The sequence below is a fragment of the Rhodococcus wratislaviensis genome, assembly GCF_900455735.1.
In the GTDB taxonomy this organism is placed as follows: Bacteria; Actinomycetota; Actinomycetes; order Mycobacteriales; family Mycobacteriaceae; genus Rhodococcus_F; species Rhodococcus_F wratislaviensis.
This window is the reverse complement of the sequence record NZ_UAUI01000005.1, coordinates 134,059-155,492: the sequence shown is the minus strand read 5'-3', so window position 1 is coordinate 155,492 and position 21,434 is coordinate 134,059. Positions and strand designations below refer to the sequence as shown.

Sequence of the window (21,434 nt, the reverse complement as noted above, 5' to 3'; positions counted from 1 at the left end):
AGAATCGTGACAGCCCTTGCAAGACGTACCTTTCTGATGGGATTGGCGGCCGCGCCGTTCGTGGTGACCGCCGCCTGCGCCTCCGGAGGATCGGAATCCGCCGCCCCCGCCCGCGGGAAATTCGCCCGGCGACTGCCGATTCCGCCGTTGGCCGCGTCCACTGTGGACGATTCCGGGGTCCGCCACTTCACGCTCACTGCACGAGCGGGCACGTCCGAGATCCTGCCCGGTCGCGGGACCCCCACCTGGGGGTACGGCGAATCGATGCTCGGCCCGACCCTTCGCGCCCGGCGAGGTGAAGCGGTCGCCTTCGCCATCGACAACGAATTGCCCGAGCCGACGTCGGTGCACTGGCACGGCATGCACGTCCCGGCCAGGTGCGACGGCGGACCGCACCAGTCGATCGAGCCCGGCGCGCGGTGGGAACCGTCGTGGACGGTGAACCAGCCGGCCGCCACGCTCTGGTACCACCCGCATCCGCACGGCTCCACCGAGAAGCACGTCTACCGCGGCCTCGCCGGACTCTTCCTCGTCGACGACGACACGACCGACACCCTCGATCTACCGAAAACGTATGGGCTGGACGATATTCCGCTGATCATCCAGGACAGGCGGTTCACCGCGGACGGTGCACTGGACGAATCGGACCCGACGGACGTCGGCCTGCTCGGCGACACGATCGTCACGAACGGAATCGCCGGCGCACACCTTCCCGTCAGCACCGGTCTGATCAGATTGCGCGTCCTCAACGGCTCGTCGGGCCGCCTCTACAACCTCGGCTTCTCCGACGAGCGCGAGTTCCACCTGATCGCGACGGACGGGGGCCTCCTCGGCGAACCGGTACCCCTTCGACGGATCCAGGTCAGTCCGGGAGAACGGATCGAACTCGTCGTCGCAGCGGGTGACGGCCGCGCCGTGATGCTGCGTTCGCATCCGATCGAGGGCCGGGGCGGCGTCGACCGCGGCGACGCCGCCGGGTACGGCCTCGAGGATACGTTCGACGTCCTCGAATTGCGCCCGGACCGCGAGCTGCTCCCCTCCCGGCCGATTCCGCCCACGCTGGCGGCCGTCCCGCGACTCGACCCGGCCACCGCTGCCGCGGAGCGGAGTTTCGAACTGCGATGGTTCATGATCAACGGGGCGCGAATGGACATGAACCGCATCGACTTCTCCCCCGTCGTCGGCACCACGGAGGTGTGGACGGTGCGCAACGTCGACAACTGGCCACACAACTTCCATGTCCACGACGTGCAATTCCAGATCGTCGACCTCGACGGCTCCCCACCACCCCCGGCGCTGGCCGGCTGGAAGGACACCGTGTACACGCCTCCCGGAACCGAGATCCGGCTGGCGATGCGTTTCACCGACTACACCGATGCGACGTACCCCTACATGTTCCACTGCCATCTTCTGCTCCACGAGGACCGCGGAATGATGGGGCAGTTCCTCGTCCTGGAGCCAGGTCAGCGGCCGGCTCCGATGACGATGGCGATGCCGTCGGACGACCACCACGGCGGCTAGAGCCGGGTGTGGGCGAACACGGCCAGCCGAACCCGGTTGTCGCAGCCCGTCTTCTCCATCAGGTTCGCCACGTGCGTCTTCACCGTCGTGACCCCGATGTAGAGGCGGGCCGCGATCTCCTGATTGCCCAGCCCTTCCCCCACCAGCGTCAGCACTTCTCTCTCCCGCCCGGTCAGTGCGACCGACGTCGAGGAGCGCTCGTCCGGAGGTGCGGTGTCCAGCGCCCGGTCGACGAGGCGGCGAAGGAGCGCGGGGGTGAAGATCGTGTCACCGGCCGCCGTCCGGCGAATCGCGTTCAGGAGTTCGGCGGGATCGGTGTCCTTGACGAGGAATCCGGCTGCCCCCGCGGCCAGTGCGGGATAGAAGTGGTCGTCGTCGTCGAACGTGGTGAGAACCAGAACCTTCACCGCCGGGTGTGAGCTCGCGATCTGCCGGGTCGCCGCGATCCCGTCGAGTCCCGGCATGCGCAGGTCCATCAGGATCACGTCGGGTGGGCACTCGGCCACCAGCCGGACCGCGTCCAGTCCGTTGGACGCCTCGCCGACCACCTCGATGTCGTCCGTCGCCTCACACAACATCCGCAGTCCGGCGCGGACGAGCCGCTGGTCGTCGACTATCAGTACCCGTATCACTGGCCCACAACCTCATTCGTGCCGGTGTCGTCGCCGACACGACCGGGCAGCCAGGCATCGACCACCCACCCGTTCACGGTATCCGTCACTCCGAGGGTGCCGCCCGCGAGTTCCACCCGTTCGCCCATGCCGATGATGCCGTGCCCCTCCGAGTGATCCGCGGGGGTGGCGCGGTGGCCGGTGCTGGTCACCCGCAGAGCGATTCCGCCGGCGTTCGGTTCGAGTGTCACGGACACGGCACCACCGGGAGTGGAGTGCCGCATCGCATTCGTCAGCGATTCCTGCACCACACGCAGGAGGGTCAGCCGGCCGATCGCGTCGAGCCGGCCGATGCCGGCGTCGATCTCCGCCGACACCGGGAAGCCCGCCGCCCGCGTGCGGTCGACCGCAGCGGCGATCTCGATCGACAGCGCTTCGGGTTCCACCAGCGCCACGTCGCCCATCGAAGGGTCGCGCAACGCGACGAGCAGCCGCCGGATGTCGGCGAGGGCATCGGACGCGGTGCGGTGCACGTCCTCGAGCACCGAACTCGTGCGGTCGTCCACATCCGTCAGCACGTGCTGCGCCACCCCGATCCGGAGCACGATCGACGCCATGTGGTGCGCGACGAGATCGTGCAGTTCCCGTGCCAGCGCGTTGCGCTCGGCGACCACGGCGCGGGACCGGTCCTCCAGCCGGCGCGATTCGGCTTCGGCGGCGCGCAGCCGGTACGTCGCGGCGAGATCTCGTTGCGCGCGCAGATAGAGACCGAGCAGCAGCGGCAGTCCGACGTACGCGACGGTGGACACGACGGTGGCAACCCGCCAGAACGTGCCGTAGGAGTCCCACCGGAGACCTGCCACCACCGCCGCCGTCCAGCAGAGCGTGGCGGCGAGGATCGCCGGCGCCCGCCGGGCGCGCATCGCGACGTCGACCAGTGCGACCGCGCCGAGGTAGGGGACCAATTCGGAGAGCCCCCAGGCGTGCGCCGCGAACATCGGAACCGCGAGCACGGACGTGACGATCGACACCGCCAGCGGCCACCGGCCCCCGGCGGCGAACACGACTGCGGCCGTCATCGCGAGCAGCCAGTAGCTCGGGGGTACGCGGTACTCGCCGGGGAACGTGCTCGCCAGCAGCAGCAACGGCACGAGCAGGAGGGGCGCGAGACGTATGAGGGGACGCAGCCGACGAATCGCGGGGATCTCGATCACCGCTTCACCGTAGGTGAGTGGATTCGCCGCCACCTCCTCCCCGAGCAGGAGCCTGGACGTTTCCCCCGAAGGTCACATCCACCCGAACTTACTCAATAGTAGACACCAACCTTACTGCTGAGTAAGATAGATCGTGTCCACGCCCGAACACCGAGAAACAGCTGGTGATCATGAGCAAGCAAGACACTGTTGCCCCCAACGACAGCGCGAAGCGGAAGCCCCGCGACACGTCCGCCGTCGGACTGAATCCGGTCAAGCGCGACGCCATGGGTGCCGCGATGCGCGTGCTGACCAAGATCACCGGTTCCGATCTGGCCGAGAAGTACAACCTGCGCCAGACGATCGACCGGGTGACCTACGAAGGCACGAAGACCGGCTTCAAGACGCTCGGCGCCGCGACCCGCGGGTTCCAGAAGGTGTCCGGCGGCGGTGCGCCGAAGCGCCTCCCCGACAACCCGACCGCCAAGGCCGGCTACTTCGATCTCACCCCGAGCGACGAGCAGCAGATGATCGTCGAGACCGTGCGTGAGTTCGCGGCCGAGATCCTGCGACCCGCGGGCCACGACGCCGACGCTGCGGCCGCCGCCCCGGCGGACCTCGTGAAGCGCGCCGCCGAACTCGGCATCACCCTCATCAACGTCCCCGAGGAACTCGACGGGGCCGCCAGCGAGCGCGGGGCCGTCACCAACTCCCTCGTCGCCGAGGCTCTCGCCCACGGCGACATGGGACTCGCCCTGCCGATCCTCGCACCGAGCGGCGTTGCCGTCGCCCTCACCCAGTGGGGCACCGACTCCCAGCAGAAGACCTACCTGCCCTCGTTCACGGGCGAGCAGGTTCCGAACGCCGCCGTGGTCGTCAACGAGCCCCGCGCACTGTTCGATCCGTTCGCGTTGCAGACCAAGGCGGTTCGCTCCCCCAGCGGGTACAAGCTCAACGGCGTCAAGAGCCTCGTTCCCGCCGCCGCCTCGTCGGAGCTGTTCATCGTGGCAGCCGAACTCGACGGCAAGCCCTCCTTCTTCATCGTCGAGGCCGACACGAAGGGGCTCGTCGTCGAGGCGGACCCCAGCATGGGTCTGCGCGCCGCGGGCCTCGGCCGGCTCAACCTGACCGACGTCGCCGTGCCCGAGTCGGGTCTGCTCGGCGACGCCGACGCCGACGTGCGGAAGGCCGAGTACGCCGACGCCATCCGGCTGGCCCGCCTGGGCTGGGCGTCGCTCGCGGTCGGAACCGGACAGGCCGTTCTCGACTACGTGATCCCGTACGTCAACGAGCGGGTCGCGTTCGGCGAACCGATCAGCAACCGTCAGGCGGTCGCGTTCATGGTCGCGAACATCGGCATCGAACTCGACGGCCTGCGTCTGGTGACGTTGCGCGGGGCCTCACGCGCCGAGCAGGGGCTCTCCTTCGCCCGCGAATCGGCCCTCGCCCGAAAGCTGGCGTCCGAGAAGGGCATGCAGATCGGCCTCGACGGCGTCCAGCTGCTCGGTGGCCACGGTTACACCAAGGAGCATCCCGTGGAGCGCTGGTACCGCGATCTGCGCGCCATCGGCGTCGCCGAGGGCATCGTCCTGATCTGAGCGGCCGGATTCGAACTAAGGAAACTGTCATGATCAACCTCGAACTTCCCAAGAAGCTCAAAGCCTCCGCGAATCAGGCGCACCAGGTCGCCGCGGAAATCTTCCGGCCGATCTCCCGCAAGTACGATCTCGCGGAGCACGCCTACCCCAAGGAACTCGACACCATGGCCGCCATGGTGGAGGGACTCAACGACTCCGGTAAGGGCGCGGCCGGCGCCGCCCTCGGACGGGGCGACGAGCCGAAGGTCATCGGGAACGTCAACGGCGGCAACATGTCGTCGCTGATGAACGTCATCGAAACCTGCTGGGGCGACGTGGGTCTCACACTGGCGATCCCGTACCAGGGCCTCGGCAACTCGGCCATCGCCGCCGTCGCCACCGACGAGCAGCTCGAGCGTTTCGGCAAGGTGTGGGCGTCGATGGCCATCACCGAACCCGGTTTCGGTTCCGACTCCGCCGCCGTCACCACCACGGCGGTGCTCGACGGCGACGAGTACGTGCTCAACGGAGAGAAGATCTTCGTCACCGCCGGCGAGCGCTCCACGCACATCGTCGTGTGGGCCACCGTCGACAAGACGAAGGGCCGCGCCGCGATCAAGTCGTTCGTCGTCCCGCGGGACGCGCCGGGTCTGAGCGTCGCCCGCCTCGAGCACAAGCTGGGCATCAAGGCGTCCGACACCGCGGTACTGCTGCTGCAGGACTGCCGGATCCCCAAGGACAACCTGCTCGGCACGCCGGAGGTCAACGTCGAGAAGGGCTTCGCCGGCGTCATGCAGACGTTCGACAACACCCGTCCGATCGTCGCCGGCATGGCGGTCGGCCTCGGCCGCGCCGCACTCGAGGAACTGCGCAGCATCCTCTCCGACGCCGGTGTGGAGATCTCCTACGACACTCCCGCGTACAACCAGCACGCGGCCGCCGCCGAGTTCCTGCAGCTCGAGGCCGACTGGGAAGCCGCCTACCTGCTCGCGCTGCGCGCAACATGGATGGCGGACAACAAGAAGCCGAACTCACTCGAGGCATCCATGTCGAAGGCGAAGGCCGGTCGCACCGGAACCGCCATCTCCCTCAAGGCCGTCGAACTCGCCGGCACCTTGGGCTACTCGGAGCGCCCGCTGCTCGAGAAATGGGCGCGCGATTCCAAGATCCTCGACATCTTCGAGGGAACGCAGCAGATCCAGCAGCTCATCGTCGCTCGCCGTCTGCTCGGAAAGTCGTCCGCCGAGCTGAAGTAGCAGTTCGAGAGGACTTTCATCGAGGGGTGTAGCCCCCGCCGCGCTCACCTGCGGCGGGGGCTTCTTCGTGCCGGATTCGGCTGCGCGTCACCGCGAGCGTCCGGCTTCGCCGGACCGCGTGGCTGGACCGTCGTCTTCATCTACGCTGAACGGGAAATCCGTCACTGCAGCCGGAGGGGTTCTCCATGCCAGCTCAGCATTTCCTCACCAAGATCACGGACACCGTGGGAGCTGTGCGGGTGATGAACCGCGCAGGCCTCGTTCCCTTTCCCCGCGTCGACCAGGGCGTCCGATCGATCCTGGCCGTGCGGAAGTACGGTCCGTTCGCCGGGCCCGTCCACGCGAACGCCGAGGCCGGGCTGGATGCGGTGGCCCTGATCGACGAGCGCGGACCGCTCACCTACGCCGACATCGAGGAACAGTCCAACGCCCTCGTGCGGGCGTGGCAGGCCGACGGCATCACACCCGGTTCCGTCATGGGATGTATGTGCCGTAATCATCGCGGCCTGGTCCTCACGATGCTCGCCGCCGCCAAGAACGGCACCAAACTGGTGCTGATGAACACCGGGTTCGCCCGGCCCCAGCTCGTCGACGTCGCCGCCCGCGAGCAGGTTCAGGCCTTCGTGTACGACGACGAGTTCCACGCGGTCGCCGAGGCCCTCCCCGACGAGGTCATCGCCTATCGCTCCTGGGCGGAGGACGATTCGACGTCCGAGGTCCGCACACTCGACGACGTGATGAAGGATCGAGACCGCGGTTCGCTGCCCGCGCCGTCCACGCAGGGCGGATTCGTCCTCCTCACCAGCGGCACCACGGGCACCCCGAAGGGCGCTCCCCGCGGACACACGTCGCCGCTCGCGTCGGCCCAGTTCCTCGACCGGGTTCCGCTGCGACGCGGGCAGACGATGATGATGGCGGCCCCCGCGTTCCACGGGACCGGAGTCTCCCAGTTCGCACTCGCGCTGGCACTGGGCCAGACCGTGGTGATGCACCGCAAGTTCGATCCGGAGAACACGATCCGCCTGGTCGAGAAGCACCGGTGCGACACGCTGGTCGTCGTTCCCACCATGCTGCAGCGCATCATCGACCTCGGGCCGGGGACGCTGGCCAAGTACGACACGTCGAGCCTGAAGATCATCTTCGCGGCCGGGTCCGCACTCTCCCCCGATCTCTGCAAGCGCACCACCGCCGCCTTCGGCGAGGTCCTCCACAACCTGTACGGTTCCACCGAGGTCGCCGTCGCCACCGTCGCGACTCCGGCCGATCTTGCGCTGGCGCCGGGCACCGCGGGGCGGGCACCCGTCACCTGCCACGTGGAACTCTACGACGAGTCGAGTCAACGGATCACCGAACCCGAGACCGTCGGACGGATCTTCGTCGCCAGTGGTCTCAGCTTCTCCGGATACACCGACGGTCGCGACAAGGAGCGCATCAACGGTCTGCTGTCCACCGGCGACGTCGGCCACTTCGACCGCAACGGCCTCCTCTTCGTGGACGGCCGGGACGACGACATGATCGTCTCCGGCGGCGAGAACGTCTACCCCCTGGAGGTCGAGAACCTGCTCGCCGACCGCGGGGACGTGCTCGAGGCCGCGGTGATCGGTGTCGAGGACTCCGAATTCGGCCATCGCCTCCGGGCTTTCGTGGTACCCGGTCCGGGGTCCGCGAAGGACGCCGACGAGCTGAAGGCCCACGTCAAATCCAACCTGGCGCGGTACAAGGTGCCCCGCGAGATCATCTTCATCGAGGAACTCCCCCGCAATGCGACGGGCAAGTTGCTGCGTCGCGTCCTGATCGAGATGGACGTTACGGAGAGCTGATCCCGATTGAGGGATCGGTGAACCGGTTCGTGTAGATCTGTTCCGCGGTCAGCGAATCCGGGATCGCGGCGCCCCCGGCGACGAGGATCGGTTTCAGTTCGTCGACCGTCCCCTGCACTCGCGCCATGTCGTACGTCCCCACGGACCCGTCGGCCTCGTTCGCGATCAGCCCTTCGTCCTTCAGCAGGTGCGCACTGAACTCCGCCTCGCCCTCGGTGTAGGGCGAGAACGAGGAGTCCTGGGACACGACGTCCACGATGGCCTCGTTGGTGGCCTCGGGAGCGAGGACGTAGTCGGCGGTGGACTGCTGAATGATCGGCACCAGCCTCTGCAGGCACGGCGTCAGCGATTCCACCTTGTCCGCGCGAACGGAGACGTTGGACGCGTAGATGTCGAAGCCCGAGTCCTTCAGGAGGTCGTACGCGACCGGCTCGTCCCAGGCGGGAGTCTCGTACTCGTAGGTGTACGGCTCCGAGTTCGCGAAACCCTGTTGCGCGATGGCGGGATCCCCGACGAACCGGGAGGGGGCGCCGTCGTAACTCGTGTCGAGTTGCGACTCCTTCAGCAGACCCCGCGCCACCAGCCACTGGGGAAACAGCTGTTCCTTCGAGACCACCACGGAGGCATCCGACTTTCCGATGTCGGCGACCGTCCGCCAGTCCGGGTGAGTCTCCGGATCCCACATCAGGATCGCCGGGCTGTACTTCAGCAGCGGCGTCACCGCCACGACCGGTTGGCTCGCCGCGGCAGCGATCACCTGGTCCCCGTGAACCACGCCGAGTGCGATCGAATCATCCACGTACATCTGCGACGTCACCGACTGGAAGCCGATCGCCGGACCGCCTGCGCGGAGCGTCAGGTCCACACCCGTGTCCTTGCCGCCTGCCACCAGCGGTCCGGTCACGGACTTGTCGTCGGCGTCGACGGCATATCCGGGGCCGAGCATCCGGAACAGCCCACCCATGTCCGACTGCGGCTGCCACTGCAGCTGGACCACGACGTTCTCCGGGCACACCCCGGCGAGGTTCTGCGCTTCGGCGGCGGGTTCGAGGGGCACCCCGGCGGCGCTGCCGCCGTCGGACGAACTGCACGCCGAGAGGCCGAGTGTGGCCAGTACGACGGCGGACATGCCCGCCTGCCGGAAGGTCCTGCTGTTGCGGTTCATTGTTCTCCTCGCGAACACGATCGATGACGGCCGTCGCCGGGTACCGCGGAGGTGCGGTGAACACACGTGACGACCAAGGGAATTCGGTGCCGAGAGGCGCGTCGGCGACCGGTGCGCCAAGTCTGCATGCGGCGTGATTACATGCAATATCTGTTCTGTTTCATTCACGTGAACAGCAGGCTGCCCAATCATGATCACCCCGTTTTCGTCGATACTTCACCCCAGATCGACCACATGTCACCGCGTGTTAACACTCTGCAACCTGGCAGACATGCATGCAATCCAGACTCTTATCACCGAACAGATCGATTCTTTGCATGCACTTCACTGACCTGGAGGTTGGGATGAAACTCGCCGACACGACACTGGACGTCGACGCACGCCGGCTCACACGGGACGTCGCGATCGCCTTCAGCACTGTCGTCAAACGGTTCGACACGGGAACAATCGCACTGGACGGCATCGACCTCGACGTCCACCGCGGCGACTTCGTCGCCGTCGTCGGGCCTTCCGGCTGCGGGAAGTCGACACTGCTGAGAATGGCAGCGGGACTGGAACGTCCGACCGAAGGATCCGTGGCCCTGGCCACCGACTCCGTCGGGTTCATCTTCCAGGAACCCACGCTGCTGCCCTGGCGGACCGTGCGCGCCAACGTGGAACTCTCGGCCGAGCTCGGCCGCGGCGACGCGGCGGTCCGGAAGGCACGCGCGGCCGAGGCCATCACCGCCGTCGGACTGGACGGCTTCGCCGACCAGCTACCCCGGTCACTGTCCGGCGGAATGAAGATGCGCGTCTCCCTCGCCCGCGCCCTCACGCTCGCACCCGAGGTCATGCTGCTCGACGAGCCGTTCGGCGCACTCGACGAGATGACCAGGCTCGACATGCAGGTCGAACTCCACAGGCTGTACAGCAACAAGGGGTTCACGTCGATGTTCGTCACCCACTCGGTGTCGGAGGCGGTGTACCTCGCCAACCGGGTCGTCGTCATGACCGCGCGGCCCGGGCGAATCGCCTCGGTCATCGACATCGACTTCCCTCACCCACGAAGCCCCGGACTGCGATTCGACCCGAAATACACCGAGTACGTCGCCCAGATCTCGAACAGCCTGCACGGGAGCACACGATGACCGAAGCACCTGCCGTCCTGACCCGTCGCGTCGAGAGAGCGAGGACCCCAGCCGTCACGGCCACGAGCGGCCCCTCGACGCGGCGGCCGCGAACGGTCACGGTGGCCACGGGCCTGCTGTTTCCCGTGCTGTCGCTGGCGGGAGCACTCGCCCTGTGGTCCGCGGTGAGCTGGTTCGTCCTCTCCCCCGAACGACAATTCCTCCTTCCTCCGCCGAATCGCGTTCTCACGCAGTCACTCCTGGACTGGAAGCACCTGTCGCCGATGCTCGAGGCCCTCGCCGTCACTGCCCGCGTCGCGCTGGTCGGCTTCGTCGTCGCAGTGCTCGTCGGAGTCGGTACGGGAGTCCTGATGAGCCGTGCGAAGTGGATCGAACGGATCGTCTACCCCTATGCCGTGGTTCTCCAGGTGATTCCGATCCTTGCGATCGTCCCGCTGATCGGCCTGTGGTTCGGTTACGGGATGACGGCCCGCACACTCGTATGCGTCCTCATCGCGGCCTTTCCCATCATCACCAACACTCACTTCGGACTCCAGTCCGTCGACCGCGGCCTCCACGAACTGTTCACCCTCGGCCGGGCATCCCGATGGGATCGCCTGGTGAAGCTGGAACTTCGCGCAGCACTGCCCGCCGTCCTCACCGGCATCCGCACCGCGTCCGGCCTCGTCGTGGTCGGCGCGATCATCGGAGACATGTTCTTCGCCAAGGGCGAGCCCGGCATCGGCACGCTTCTCGACGTGTTCCGCAGCCGGCTCCAATCCGAGGATCTCATCGCCGCGATCGTGATCGCGTCACTCTTCGGCGTCGCCGTGTTCTCCGCGTTCGGCATCCTCTCCCGACTGCTCGTCGGCAGCTGGCACGCGTCCGGCCACAAGTCCTGAACACCCTTCCCCGAAAGGCCGTCATGCCCACCTCCCCGTTCATCGTCCCGACCGTCGACATCAGCCCGTATCTCGCCGAGGGAGCCCGCGCCCACAACAGTGCCGAATGCGCCCGCGTGGCAGCGGAACTCGACACCGCGTGCCGCGAGGTCGGGTTCGTGCAGATCGTCGGTCACCGGATTCCCGGAGCGACGGTCGATCGCCTGACCCGTGCACTCGACGAATTCTTCGGACTTCCGCTCGAGACCAAGAAGAAGTACCGGCGTTCCTCGTCCGAGAATCGTGGGTACTCGCCGCCGGTGTCCGAGTCCCTGAGCATGAGCCTCGGGGTGCAGTCCGCGAACCGGATGAACGACTTCTACGAAGCGTTCATCGTCGGTACCGAGACCACCGAGTACCCCGACCTCGACCTCCCCGAGGCCAGTTACGCCACCAACACCTGGCCTGGCGACGCCCCGTCCTTCCGTAGCGCGGTGGAGGAATACTTCACCCACGCCCAGGAATTGGCACGAATTCTCCTGGCCGCGTTCACCGATGCCCTTCGGGTGGAACCGGGATACTTCGACGCGATGGTCGATCACTCGATCAACGCATTGAAGATGAACAACTATGCGCTTCCCGAGGGTGAGGTCGCCTTCGACGGCGATGCCACCGGCATGGGCGCGCACACCGACTTCGGAATTCTCACGATTCTCTGGGCCGATCAGGTTCCCGGCCTGCAGATCCTCGGCTCCGACAACGCGTGGCACGACGCGCAGCCCGCCGACGACGCGCTTCTGATCAACCACGGCGACGCCATGGCCCGGTGGACCAACGACCGGTGGCGCTCGACCGTGCACCGGGTGAATCCGCCCATCACCGACGGACAGATCATTCGCCGGCGATCCGCAGCGTTCTTCTTCGACGGGAACCACGATGCCGTGATCGAACCGCTCCCCGGCACCGTCGTCGACGGGGAGCCTGGATACCCGCCGATCACGGTCGCGGAGAACATCGCGGCCAAGGTTGCGGGGTTGAAGGCGGGCGTCAAACCGACTGTGGCACTTCGCGAAGCCGCGCGGGTACTGTCCGCCCGCTAGCAGGATCAGCCGGTGGGACGCCCTCCCGCGGGCGATCGAATAGAGTCGACGCAGGAGCCGGGCCGGGCGGAGGGGCCACGACCCGCCCCGAGGAAAGGGTTCGGAAGGATCGATGACACACACGGAACGAGCCCTGCTCACCGAATCCGTTCACGACACTCTTCGTGAGCAGATCTTTTCCGGCGAGCTGCCGCCCGGCACGCCGCTCAGCGTTCCCGCGCTGGCCGCGAAACTGAACGTCAGCCGCACCCCCGTCCGCGAGGCCGTGCAGCAACTCATCTACGAGGGCATCGCGGTCTACACCCGCAATGCGGGCGCCAAGGTCGATTCGCTCGACGCGGACTCGATCCGCGCCGTCTTCGAGGTCCGCGAGGTACTCGACGGACTGGCCGCATTTCACGCGACTGCCGCCGCCACCCACGAGACGGTGCAGCAATTGAAGAAGATGGTGCAGGTCCAGCGCGAGCTGCTGGACAGTCCGGCCGATCAACGCCGCGATTCACGGCTCGACCTCGAATTCCACACCCTCATCCGGGAAACCGCCCGCAACAAGCCGCTCAGCGAAGCCCTCCTGCGGTTGGACGGGCAATCGCATCTGTACCGGTCGGACATGTGGAGTGCGGATCTGAATCGGAGACTCGCCGTCACCGAGCACGAGCGGATCGTCGGCGCCATCGAGTCCGGCGACGCGGTCGGAGCGCGGGCAGCAGCGTGCGCACACGTGGCGGGGTTACTGGTACGGACGACGCGTATGTGAGACCGCCCCCCTCGGGGGCGAGCAGAGACAAAAAAGAACCGGCGTCCTGGATTCCAGGACGCCGGTTCTTCAGTGGTAGCGGGGACAGGATTTGAACCTGCGACCTCTGGGTTATGAGCCCAGCGAGCTACCGAGCTGCTCCACCCCGCGTTGCATGAACAAAGTTACACGAGCGAACGAACGGATTGCAAATCGCCCGGAAAGCGTCCGGCTAGCAACCTTTGAGCACCACTCGAGTCACATCCGTTACCTAAACGTTATGACGCTCGTCACATTTTGGACGAAATCTGTAACGCCGCCGAAACCTGAAACTTCGGGACGACCTGGGGAAACGCGGGTCGTTAATCCCAGTATTTGGACGCCCGTCACAGAAAATCGACCCGTGACCATTCCGTGATCGCCGCGTACGTTCGTTGCCAGCCCGAAACTACCGGGCAACGCCGACCCGCCGCAGCTCGACCTGCCCCCGCGGGATTCGGAATCCCGACACCTCGAGGGGCAGGGACGAGGACAGATCGAAAAGCGGTTCGGCACACCAGCCGTCACTGCACCACCACCTCGTCAGCAGGCGCGGAGAGGAATCAACCACATGACCAATTCCAGCATCGTCAAGCGGACCATGGGCGCAATCGCACTCACCGGAGCAGTCATCGGAGTGCCGCTCGGCCTGAGCACCGGCACCGCATCGGCCGCTTCCGGAGACTGGGACGCCGTCGCAGCGTGTGAGAGCAGCGGCAACTGGGGCGCCGACACCGGAAACGGCTTCTCGGGCGGTCTGCAGTTCACCGACAGCACCTGGGCGGCGAACGGCGGCTCCGGCTCGCCTGCCAACGCCTCGCGCGAGGAGCAGATCCGCGTCGCCGAGAACGTCCTGGCGACCCAGGGTCCCGGCGCCTGGCCGGTCTGCGGACAGTACCTCTGATCCACACCTTGCTCGGAGTGCCCCCGCGCGCAGTCACGACTGCACGCGGGGGCACTCCTGCATTGCGCGGCCTCGCCCTACACCACTGAGGCCCACTTTCCTGCCATTTCGACGTGAGCCGCTGCACAAATTCGTGGTGATCCCCACCACATAACAACGGGGTAACGAATAGACGCCGAAACGATATCGAGATGGTCTGACCTGCAAAGACAGCGATAATTCGCCTTCGATGCCGGACAGCTGTCCATCATTTTCGCCAGGTGAACTGCGGGCAAAGCTCCCGTACGGTCGCTCTCGGCCCGAAACAACCGGGCGAAAGCCGGCCCGCCGCTGCTAGCTCTGCCCCGCGGGTTCGGAATCCCCGAAACCTTCGAGGGGCAGGGACGCGGCACAGAATCGCAGCCCGGCGTGACGACGCGAACGTCGTCGCCCGCAGGCCGGCCACGCCAGCAAGCGCGGAGAGGATTGACCCCGCATGACCAATCACAGCATCAGCAAGCGTGCCCTCGGCTGGATCGCCGTCACCGGAGCCGTCGTCGCCGTCCCCCTCGGACTGAGCACCGGCACCGCGTCCGCCGCTTCCCACAACTGGGACGGCGTCGCCCAGTGCGAGAGCGGCGGCAACTGGGGAATCAACACCGGAAACGGCTACTACGGCGGCCTGCAGTTCTCGCAGAGCACCTGGGAGGCCAACGGCGGCACCGGCTCGGCATCGAACGCCAGCAAGGCCGAGCAGGTCCGCGTCGCCGAGAACGTTCTCGCGACCCAGGGCCAGGGTGCATGGCCGGTGTGCGGTCAGTACCTGTCCACCGGTGGCGGCGACGTCGCCGAGGCCCCCGCCCCCGCACCGGAGCCCACCCCGGCTCCCGCCCCCGCGGCTCCGGCTCAGGTCCAGGCACCCGCCCCGGTCCAGCCCGCCGCACCGGAGCCCACCCCGGCTCCCGCCCCCGCGGCTCCGGCTCAGGTCCAGGCACCCGCCCCGGTCCAGCCCGCCGCACAGCAGGCGCTCGACGCCGCGCGTCAGGTCGCCGATCAGAACGGCTACGGACAGCAGTTCCAGCAGCTGGTGGACGCCAACCCGCAGTTGGTCGACGCACTGCGCTGATCTTCCGATCAGATACGACGAGGCCCTGTCATCCGGTTCGGATGACAGGGCCTCGTTCTCTCTGCGGCTGAAGCGCCCTTACTTCGGGATCGCCTCGTACGCGGCAACCGCCTTCTGGACGCGAGCGAGGGCTGCGCCGTAGGCCGCGAAGTCACCGCTGCGCTGCGCCGACGTCAAGGCGTCGAGCGACGCGTCCAGCTCCGCCACCGCCGCCGAGACGTCCGTTCCGGACGGCGGTGTCGCCGGGGCGGTCGGCGCCGGGGCCGCGCCCTGATCGACCGGCGGCGTGGTACCGGTCTCCGGAGGGGTCCCTTCTTCCGCACTGGGTGCCGTCGCCACCGAGCCCGTGCCGGCACCGAACACCTGGTCGAGCGCCTGAGCCAACGTCGGGGCGTACCCGACCCGCACACTGTTACTCGGCGGCGGCTCGCGGTAGCTCACCAGCACTCGGGACAGCTGCGGGAACGTCGACGTGTTCGGGCCCGTCGAACTTCGCTCCGTATACATCGGTTCGACGTAGAGAATGCCGCCGTCCGCGATCGGCAAGGTCAGCAGGTTGCCGTACTGAATCTTGTTCGATCTCTCGAGCAGGGTTCTCTCCGACGCCACCCGTGGATCCGAGATCATCGAGTTCTGCGTCTGCTGCGGACCCTGGGTCTGCGTGTCCGTCGGCAACTGGAGCACCGTGAACTTGCCGTAGTTGTCCGGATCCGATTTCACCGACAGATATGCGGACAGGAACTCGCGACTGTAACCCACCATCGCACTGGTCAGATTGAACGACGGTTTCCCGGTCTCGGGATCACCGACCAGCACGTAGTACGGCGGCTGGTTCGCGCTCGTGTCGATCGTGGGATCGCTCGGCACCGACCAGAACGCGTTGTTGGTGAAGAACTCCTTCGGATCGTCCACGTGGTACTTGGCGAGCATCTCGCGCTGCACCTTGAACAGGTCCTCGGGATAGCGGAAGTGCGCACGCAGTTCGTCGGGAATCGAGTCCGCCGGCTGAACCGCATCCGGGAACACGCCCATCCACGCATCGAGGACCGGATCGTTCTGGTCCACCTGGTAGAGCTTCACGGTGCCGTCGTACGCGTCGACGGTGGCCTTCACCGAGTTGCGGATGTAGGACACCTCCTTGCGGGGCAGCAGGCGGCCGGTGTTCTGGTCGATGCTGTCCTCGACGAGTCCGTCGAGCGAACTACGCTGGGCGTACGGGTAGTCCTGCAACGTCGTGTACGCGTCCACGATCCACACGACCTTGCCGTCGACGACGGCCGGGTACGAGTCGCCGTCCGCGGTCAGCCACGGGGCGACATGTGTGACCCGGTCCCGCGGGTCCCGGTTGTAGATGATCTTGGAATCCGAACCGATGGCACCCGAGAACAGGATGTTGCGCTCGGTGTACTTGGCCGCGAACGCCAGCCGGTTGAACCAGTTGCCGATCGGCACGCCACCCGAACCCGTGTACGTGTAGCGCGAGGTGTCGGTGTCGTACTCCCGCGGATCCGAACCTTCGGATCCGCCGACGATCGCGTAGTCGGCGTCCGTGTCGGCGATGACCTCGCCGTAATAGATGCGCGGCTGCTCGACCGGAATGACCTGATTACCCGCCTCCTGCGAGGCGATGTCGCTGACCATGTAGACGGGGTAACCGCTGTTGCTGTTGGCGGCTTCCTCCGCGGACTCGCCGGCAGCGGCGTTCACCCGGTTCGCGGGGGCCGCGACCAGTCCGTTGCCGTGCGTGTAGACGGTGTGCTTGTTGATCCAGTCCGTCTGGTTACCCGTCAGGCTCTTGGACGACAACTCGCGGGCCGCGACGATGTAGTCCCGCAACTGACCGTCGATGTCGTACCGGTCGATGTCGAGCGTCGGCGGGAAACCGTAGAAGTTCTTCAACTGCTGCTGCTGGGTGAACGTCCGCGACAGGATGTTCGGATCGAGCAGTCGCGTGTTCTCGATGGTGGTGACGTCAGCGGGCACGTCCCGCGGCGGCTTCGTTCCGTACCCCTGATAGTCCTGGTACTCCACCTTGTCGTCGGTGATGCCGTACGCCTGCCGCGTGGCGGCGATGTTCCGCTCGATGTACGCGCTCTCCTTGTCGGCGGCGTTGGGGCGCACCGAGAACTGCTCCACCACGAGCGGCCACACGGCGCCGACCAGGATCGAGGAGAGCACGAGAAGCGCTGTCGCCATTGCGGGAATCCGCAGATCGCGGAGGAAGATCGCCGCGAAGAACGCGCCCGCGCAGATGACCGCGATGGCCAGGAGGATCAGCTTCGCCTGCAGCACCGCATTCATATCGGTGTAGCTACCACCGGTGAACGTGGGTTCCTTGCGGCTGCTCGACAGCAGTGAGTAGCGGTCGAACCAGTACGCGACGGCCTTGAGGAGAATGAACGTTCCCGCGAGGACCGCCAACTGGACTCGCGCCGCATTGGTCAACGCCCCGCCCCGGCCCGCCAGCTTCAGCCCGCCGAAGATGTAGTGCGTCACCAGGCTCGCGAAGAACGCCAGTAGAACGGCGACGAACAGCCAGTTGAGGACGAAACGGTAGAACGGCAGATCGAACGTGTAGAAGCCGACGTCGAGACCGAACTCGGGATCGGCGACGCCGAATGCGCCGCCGTTGACGAACAACTGCACCGTCACCCAGCTGGACTGGGCGATCAGCCCCGCGAGCAGACCGACCGCGATCGGAACGGCCAGGCCGAACAGGCGCAGTCGAGTCATCACCGTGGTGCGGTACCGCGCCACCGGATCGTTGGGACCCGACACCGGAACGAACACCGGCCGCGAACGGTAGGCGAGCAGCAGTGCCAGCCAGACGATTCCGCCGACCACGACCCCGACTACGAGGAAGAGGAGCAGGCGGGTGACGAGAACCGTGGTGAAGACACCACGGAATCCGACCTCACCGAACCACAACCAGTCCGTGTAGGTACTGATGAGCCGAGGGCCCACCAGCAACAGGGCCGCGACGACAAGCGCCAGCACCAGCAGCACTCGGCTGCGTTTGGACAACGACGGTAAACCTGCGGGGGGCCGCATGCCCACGTGCCACACTCCAAGAACTCGGCGACGCTGTCGCGCCGCGATCAACTGCACCGTTCGTTCGTCCACACCCGAACAGCGAGGGCGTGACCGTTTCGTCCCACTCTACGTAACAACCGAGAGATGCGGCCGTCGGTCCTGTTCCGGGGGTGCGAAGATGGGTCTCGTGAGTGAAGAGAATGTGAACCCAGAGACGGACGCCCTCGCCCGCTGTGTGCGCGAGGTGATCGAATTCGTCGATGCCGGAGGGTGGGATCAGCCGCCCCAGATGTTCGCACTCGTCCCGACCGAACTGCTCGCGGCCGCCGAACCCAGCCTGCTCGACCAACTCGCCGACGGTGCGGAATTGACCCCGGTGGAACAGGATCCGTTCCCCGACGACATCGACGGCGGGTCGCGCGCACTCGACGAGTTCCTCGCCACCACCAGCTGGCCGGAGTCCGTGGTGGGGTGCGCCCTCGTTCAGGAGATCGTCGTTCTGCCGCCCGAGGCGGAGTCCGATCTCGACGACGCGCTCGTCCCCCTGCTGTCCGATCGGGACGCCGCCGACGACGCCGCGCGGGCCGCGGCCGAGTCGCATCCCGACCGCCGGTCCGCCCGGTTGATCGCCGCCGTGCTGCGCGACGGACCGTCGTTGTGCCTGATGCAGTTGCGCCCCGACGAGGACGCCGACCCGTACGCCGGGATCGAACTGCTCACCTACGAGGATCTGGCGCCGAATCTCATCAGCGCGTTGTACGCCACCCTCGACGCGACCGAGGACGACTGACCGCTCAGCAGTGCGGCGCGTCGGCTCCGGCGCTGATGGCCTCGAGCGCGTCGACGGCTCCGTCGAGATTCTCGACCTTCACGAGCCGGAGCCCGTCGGGTGCGCCCTGGCGTGCCTCGTCGCAGTTCTTCGCCGGCACGAGGAACGTCTCGGCGCCCGCCTCCTCCGCGGCGATCAACTTGTACTTGATGCCGCCGATGGGGCCGACGTCGCCGTCCGAGTCGATCGTGCCGGTGCCGGCGACGAACTTGCCGCCGTTGAGTTCACCCGGGCTGAGTTTGTCGATCACGGCGAGGGTGAACATGAGCCCTGCCGAGGGGCCGCCCACGTCGGCGAGGTTGAAGTCGATCGTGAACGGGACGTCCGGGATCTCCTCGGGAGTGATCCCCAGGTAGCCCTTGGACTCGTCGTCCGGGCGTGCGCCGAGGACCACCCGCACCGTCGTCTCGGCGCCGTCGCGCCGGATCACGATCGGCACCTCGGTGTTCGGGGGCACATCGGCCACCGCCTCCTGCACGCCACCGACCGTCGATACCGGCTTTTCGTCGACACTCACCAACACGTCGCCCTCACGCAGCAGTCCCTGGGAGGGGCCGTCCTCACCGACCTTGGCGATCCGCAGGTCCACCGGCTTGCCGAGGAAGTGGAGTGCCGCGAGTTCGGCGCTGTCCTCCGACTGCTGGAAGTCGGCGTCGTTCTCCTGCTTGACCTCGTCCTTCGACTTGTCCGGCGGATAGACCTCCTCACGGGGGACGATGCCCTGGCGCCCACTGGCCCACAATCCGAACGCTTCGAACACGTTGAGGTCGTCGCGCACGGCCACCGTCGTCATGTTGAGGTGGCCGGTGGTGTCGTCGACCTCCGTTCCCGCGATGGCGACCACTTCCTCACCACCCACTTCGCCGAGCGTGTTGAACGTGGGTCCCGGCCCGAGGGCCACATACGGCACCGTGATCACCGTGCCGAGAATTCCGAGTACCACGATCGGGGCCAGCGCAGCCAGAAGCGTCACGATCCGTCGATTCACCTGGACCAGCGTAGAGCGCGAACCGGCGGACACGACTGTCGGCCGTCCGCGTGTTCGCCGTCAGCGTGACGTGGTGGACAGCCACGGAACCATGCGCCTTGTACCGTTGAGTCATGAGCAATCCGCCCTTCGGCTTCTCCAAACCCGACGATGATCCCGATCGTGACAAGAACACGGGGGATCAGAACGGGCCCGACCGCGACCAGAACGCGGGCGGTTCCGGCGACTTCGGTTTCGGGGCGGGTGGTTTCCCCGCCGGGGGCTTCGACCCGGCCGCCCTCGGCCAGATGCTGACCCAGTTCGGCCAGATGCTGAGCGGGATGGGCACGTCGATGGGGTCCGGTGAGCAGACCGGCCCGGTCAACTACGAGATCGCGAAGAAACTTGCGCGCCAGCAGATGGGGTCCGTCGCACCCATCACCCAGGGCAACTCCGAGGCGATCGCCGATGCGTCACGGCTCGCCGAACTGTGGCTCGACGCCGCGACGACGCTGCCCGCGGGCGCGACGAAGACGGTCGCGTGGACGCCCAACGACTGGCTCGACAACACCCTCGACACCTGGAAGCGGCTGTGCGACCCCGTCGCGGAGAAGGTGTCCGGCATGTGGGTGCAGGGACTGCCCGAAGAAGCGCAGCAGATGGCAGGCCCGATGATCGGCATGATGAGCCAGATGGGTGGCCTCGCGTTCGGCTCCCAGCTCGGCCAGGCCCTGGGCCAGCTGTCGAAGGAGGTACTCACCTCCACCGACATCGGTCTCCCCCTCGGTCCGGCAGGCACGGGCGCACTGCTTCCCGCTGCGGTGGAGCGGTTCAGCAAGGGGCTCGAGCAGCCCGACCGCGAAATCCTCGTTTTCCTCGCCGCGCGTGAGGCCGCCTACCAGCGCCTGTACAGCCACGTCCCGTGGCTGCGTCAGCGTCTCCTCGCCACCGTCGAGGAGTACGCCCGCGGCATCACGATGGACTTCTCGGCCATCGAGGACATGGCGAAGGGACTCGACCCGTCCGCGTTGACCGATCCGTCGCAGCTCGAGAACATCCTGCAGCAGGGGGCGTTCGAACCGCAGACCACACCCGAGCAGAAGCAGGCACTCGAGCGACTCGAGACGCTGCTCGCCCTCATCGAGGGCTGGGTCGAGGTCGTCGTCGCGTCGGCGCTGAACGACCGCCTCCCCGGTGTCGCGGCCCTCAGTGAGACGCTGCGCCGGAGGCGTGCGACCGGCGGACCCGCCGAGCAGACGTTCGCCACGCTCGTCGGACTCGAACTGCGTCCCCGAAAGGTCCGGGAGGCCGCGCAGCTGTGGACTCGCCTCACGTCCGAGTCGACCGTCGACGCCCGTGACGGTGTGTGGGCACACCCCGACCTGTTGCCCGACTCGTCCGATCTCGACAGCCCGGATGCGTTCGTCCAACGTGTACTCGGCGGCGGCGACGGCGGCGATTTCGACAATCCGATGGCGCAGCTGGAGGCAACCGAGGCCCGCGAGCGGGCCGAGGAGGCCGAACGCGGCAAGTCCGGCAAGGACGACGAGTCCGAATCCTGACCACCTGATCCCACCAGTTTGTAGATAAC

General features: G+C 66.9%; 16 protein-coding genes, 1 tRNA gene and 1 pseudogene. 12 read left to right on the top strand and 6 right to left on the bottom strand.

Features of this window, described 5'->3' with window-relative positions:
• Positions 1 to 6 precede the first annotated feature (6 nt).
• Positions 7 to 1,521, top strand: coding sequence for a multicopper oxidase family protein (locus DTA22_RS09990; protein WP_112299331.1), 1,515 nt, complete (start codon positions 7 to 9; stop codon positions 1,519 to 1,521).
• Here the strand turns inward: DTA22_RS09990 and DTA22_RS09985 are convergent.
• On the bottom strand, positions 1,518 to 2,153 hold the full coding sequence (locus DTA22_RS09985; RefSeq protein WP_112299330.1) for a response regulator transcription factor: 636 nt from the start codon (positions 2,151 to 2,153) through the stop codon (positions 1,518 to 1,520). The two genes, DTA22_RS09990 and DTA22_RS09985, sit on opposite strands and share 4 nt — an antisense overlap.
• Complete coding sequence (locus DTA22_RS09980) at positions 2,150 to 3,379, bottom strand: sensor histidine kinase (RefSeq protein ID WP_112299329.1); 1,230 nt, start codon at positions 3,377 to 3,379, stop codon at positions 2,150 to 2,152. Before DTA22_RS09980 ends, DTA22_RS09985 begins: the two co-directional genes overlap by 4 nt.
• Positions 3,380 to 3,510: 131 nt before the next feature.
• On the opposite strand from DTA22_RS09980, the gene DTA22_RS09975 reads away from it, so the two are divergent.
• The 3 genes from DTA22_RS09975 (at position 3,511) to DTA22_RS09965 (ending at position 7,978) form a co-directional block, all read left to right on the top strand.
• A complete protein-coding gene (locus DTA22_RS09975) occupies positions 3,511 to 4,923 on the top strand; it encodes an acyl-CoA dehydrogenase family protein (protein ID WP_037245266.1) in 1,413 nt (470 codons plus the stop codon).
• A gap of 29 nt (positions 4,924 to 4,952) precedes the next feature.
• Entirely contained in the window at positions 4,953 to 6,158 is a 1,206-nt protein-coding gene (locus DTA22_RS09970; protein ID WP_005240205.1) for an acyl-CoA dehydrogenase family protein, read from the top strand.
• Between the two features lie 185 nt (positions 6,159 to 6,343).
• Positions 6,344 to 7,978: an acyl-CoA synthetase gene (locus tag DTA22_RS09965; RefSeq protein ID WP_112299328.1), complete on the top strand. Its 1,635-nt coding sequence runs from the start codon at positions 6,344 to 6,346 to the stop codon at positions 7,976 to 7,978.
• Here DTA22_RS09965 and DTA22_RS09960 read toward each other — a convergent pair.
• Positions 7,965 to 9,143 carry a nitrate ABC transporter substrate-binding protein gene (locus DTA22_RS09960; RefSeq protein WP_112299327.1) on the bottom strand — a complete coding sequence of 393 codons (1,179 nt, stop codon included), beginning with the start codon at positions 9,141 to 9,143 and terminating at the stop codon, positions 7,965 to 7,967. The two genes, DTA22_RS09965 and DTA22_RS09960, sit on opposite strands and share 14 nt — an antisense overlap.
• A 344-nt stretch (positions 9,144 to 9,487) precedes the next feature.
• Here DTA22_RS09960 and DTA22_RS09955 point away from each other — a divergent pair, with 344 nt between their 5' ends.
• From DTA22_RS09955 to DTA22_RS09940, 4 genes are all read left to right on the top strand, one after another.
• Positions 9,488 to 10,270, top strand: a complete 783-nt coding sequence (locus tag DTA22_RS09955; protein WP_037245256.1) for an ABC transporter ATP-binding protein — start codon at positions 9,488 to 9,490, stop codon at positions 10,268 to 10,270.
• Positions 10,267 to 11,151, top strand: coding sequence for an ABC transporter permease (locus DTA22_RS09950; protein ID WP_112299326.1), 885 nt, complete (start codon positions 10,267 to 10,269; stop codon positions 11,149 to 11,151). Before DTA22_RS09955 ends, DTA22_RS09950 begins: the two co-directional genes overlap by 4 nt.
• Before the next feature lie 23 nt (positions 11,152 to 11,174).
• Positions 11,175 to 12,230, top strand: a complete 1,056-nt coding sequence (locus DTA22_RS09945) for an isopenicillin N synthase family dioxygenase (RefSeq protein WP_112299325.1) — start codon at positions 11,175 to 11,177, stop codon at positions 12,228 to 12,230.
• Between the two features lie 112 nt (positions 12,231 to 12,342).
• Positions 12,343 to 12,987: a GntR family transcriptional regulator gene (locus DTA22_RS09940; protein WP_005240192.1), complete on the top strand. Its 645-nt coding sequence runs from the start codon at positions 12,343 to 12,345 to the stop codon at positions 12,985 to 12,987.
• A gap of 73 nt (positions 12,988 to 13,060) precedes the next feature.
• Here DTA22_RS09940 and DTA22_RS09935 read toward each other — a convergent pair.
• Positions 13,061 to 13,137 (bottom strand) — tRNA-Met (locus DTA22_RS09935).
• A 439-nt stretch (positions 13,138 to 13,576) separates the two neighbouring features.
• Here DTA22_RS09935 and DTA22_RS09930 point away from each other — a divergent pair.
• Together DTA22_RS09930 and DTA22_RS09925 are read left to right on the top strand one after the other, a co-directional pair.
• Positions 13,577 to 13,906, top strand: a pseudogene (locus tag DTA22_RS09930) (transglycosylase family protein); the annotation flags it as partial.
• A 478-nt stretch (positions 13,907 to 14,384) separates the two neighbouring features.
• A complete protein-coding gene (locus DTA22_RS09925; protein ID WP_112299324.1) occupies positions 14,385 to 15,014 on the top strand; it encodes a transglycosylase family protein in 630 nt (209 codons plus the stop codon).
• A gap of 78 nt (positions 15,015 to 15,092) precedes the next feature.
• Here the strand turns inward: DTA22_RS09925 and DTA22_RS09920 are convergent, their stop codons facing one another.
• Entirely contained in the window at positions 15,093 to 18,071 is a 2,979-nt protein-coding gene (locus tag DTA22_RS09920) for a UPF0182 family protein (RefSeq protein ID WP_112299323.1), read from the bottom strand.
• 154 nt (positions 18,072 to 18,225) lie between these two features.
• On the opposite strand from DTA22_RS09920, the gene DTA22_RS09915 reads away from it, so the two are divergent.
• Complete coding sequence (locus tag DTA22_RS09915; protein WP_037245242.1) at positions 18,226 to 18,837, top strand: PPA1309 family protein; 612 nt, start codon at positions 18,226 to 18,228, stop codon at positions 18,835 to 18,837.
• Between the two features lie 4 nt (positions 18,838 to 18,841).
• On the opposite strand, the gene DTA22_RS09910 is transcribed toward DTA22_RS09915, so the two are convergent.
• The gene (locus DTA22_RS09910) at positions 18,842 to 19,864 is read right to left on the bottom strand and encodes a YlbL family protein (protein ID WP_181910939.1); all 1,023 of its coding nucleotides are present in this window, start codon (positions 19,862 to 19,864) and stop codon (positions 18,842 to 18,844) included.
• A gap of 113 nt (positions 19,865 to 19,977) precedes the next feature.
• On the opposite strand from DTA22_RS09910, the gene DTA22_RS09905 reads away from it, so the two are divergent.
• Positions 19,978 to 21,405 carry a zinc-dependent metalloprotease gene (locus DTA22_RS09905; RefSeq protein WP_112299321.1) on the top strand — a complete coding sequence of 476 codons (1,428 nt, stop codon included), beginning with the start codon at positions 19,978 to 19,980 and terminating at the stop codon, positions 21,403 to 21,405.
• Positions 21,406 to 21,434: the final 29 nt, after the last annotated feature.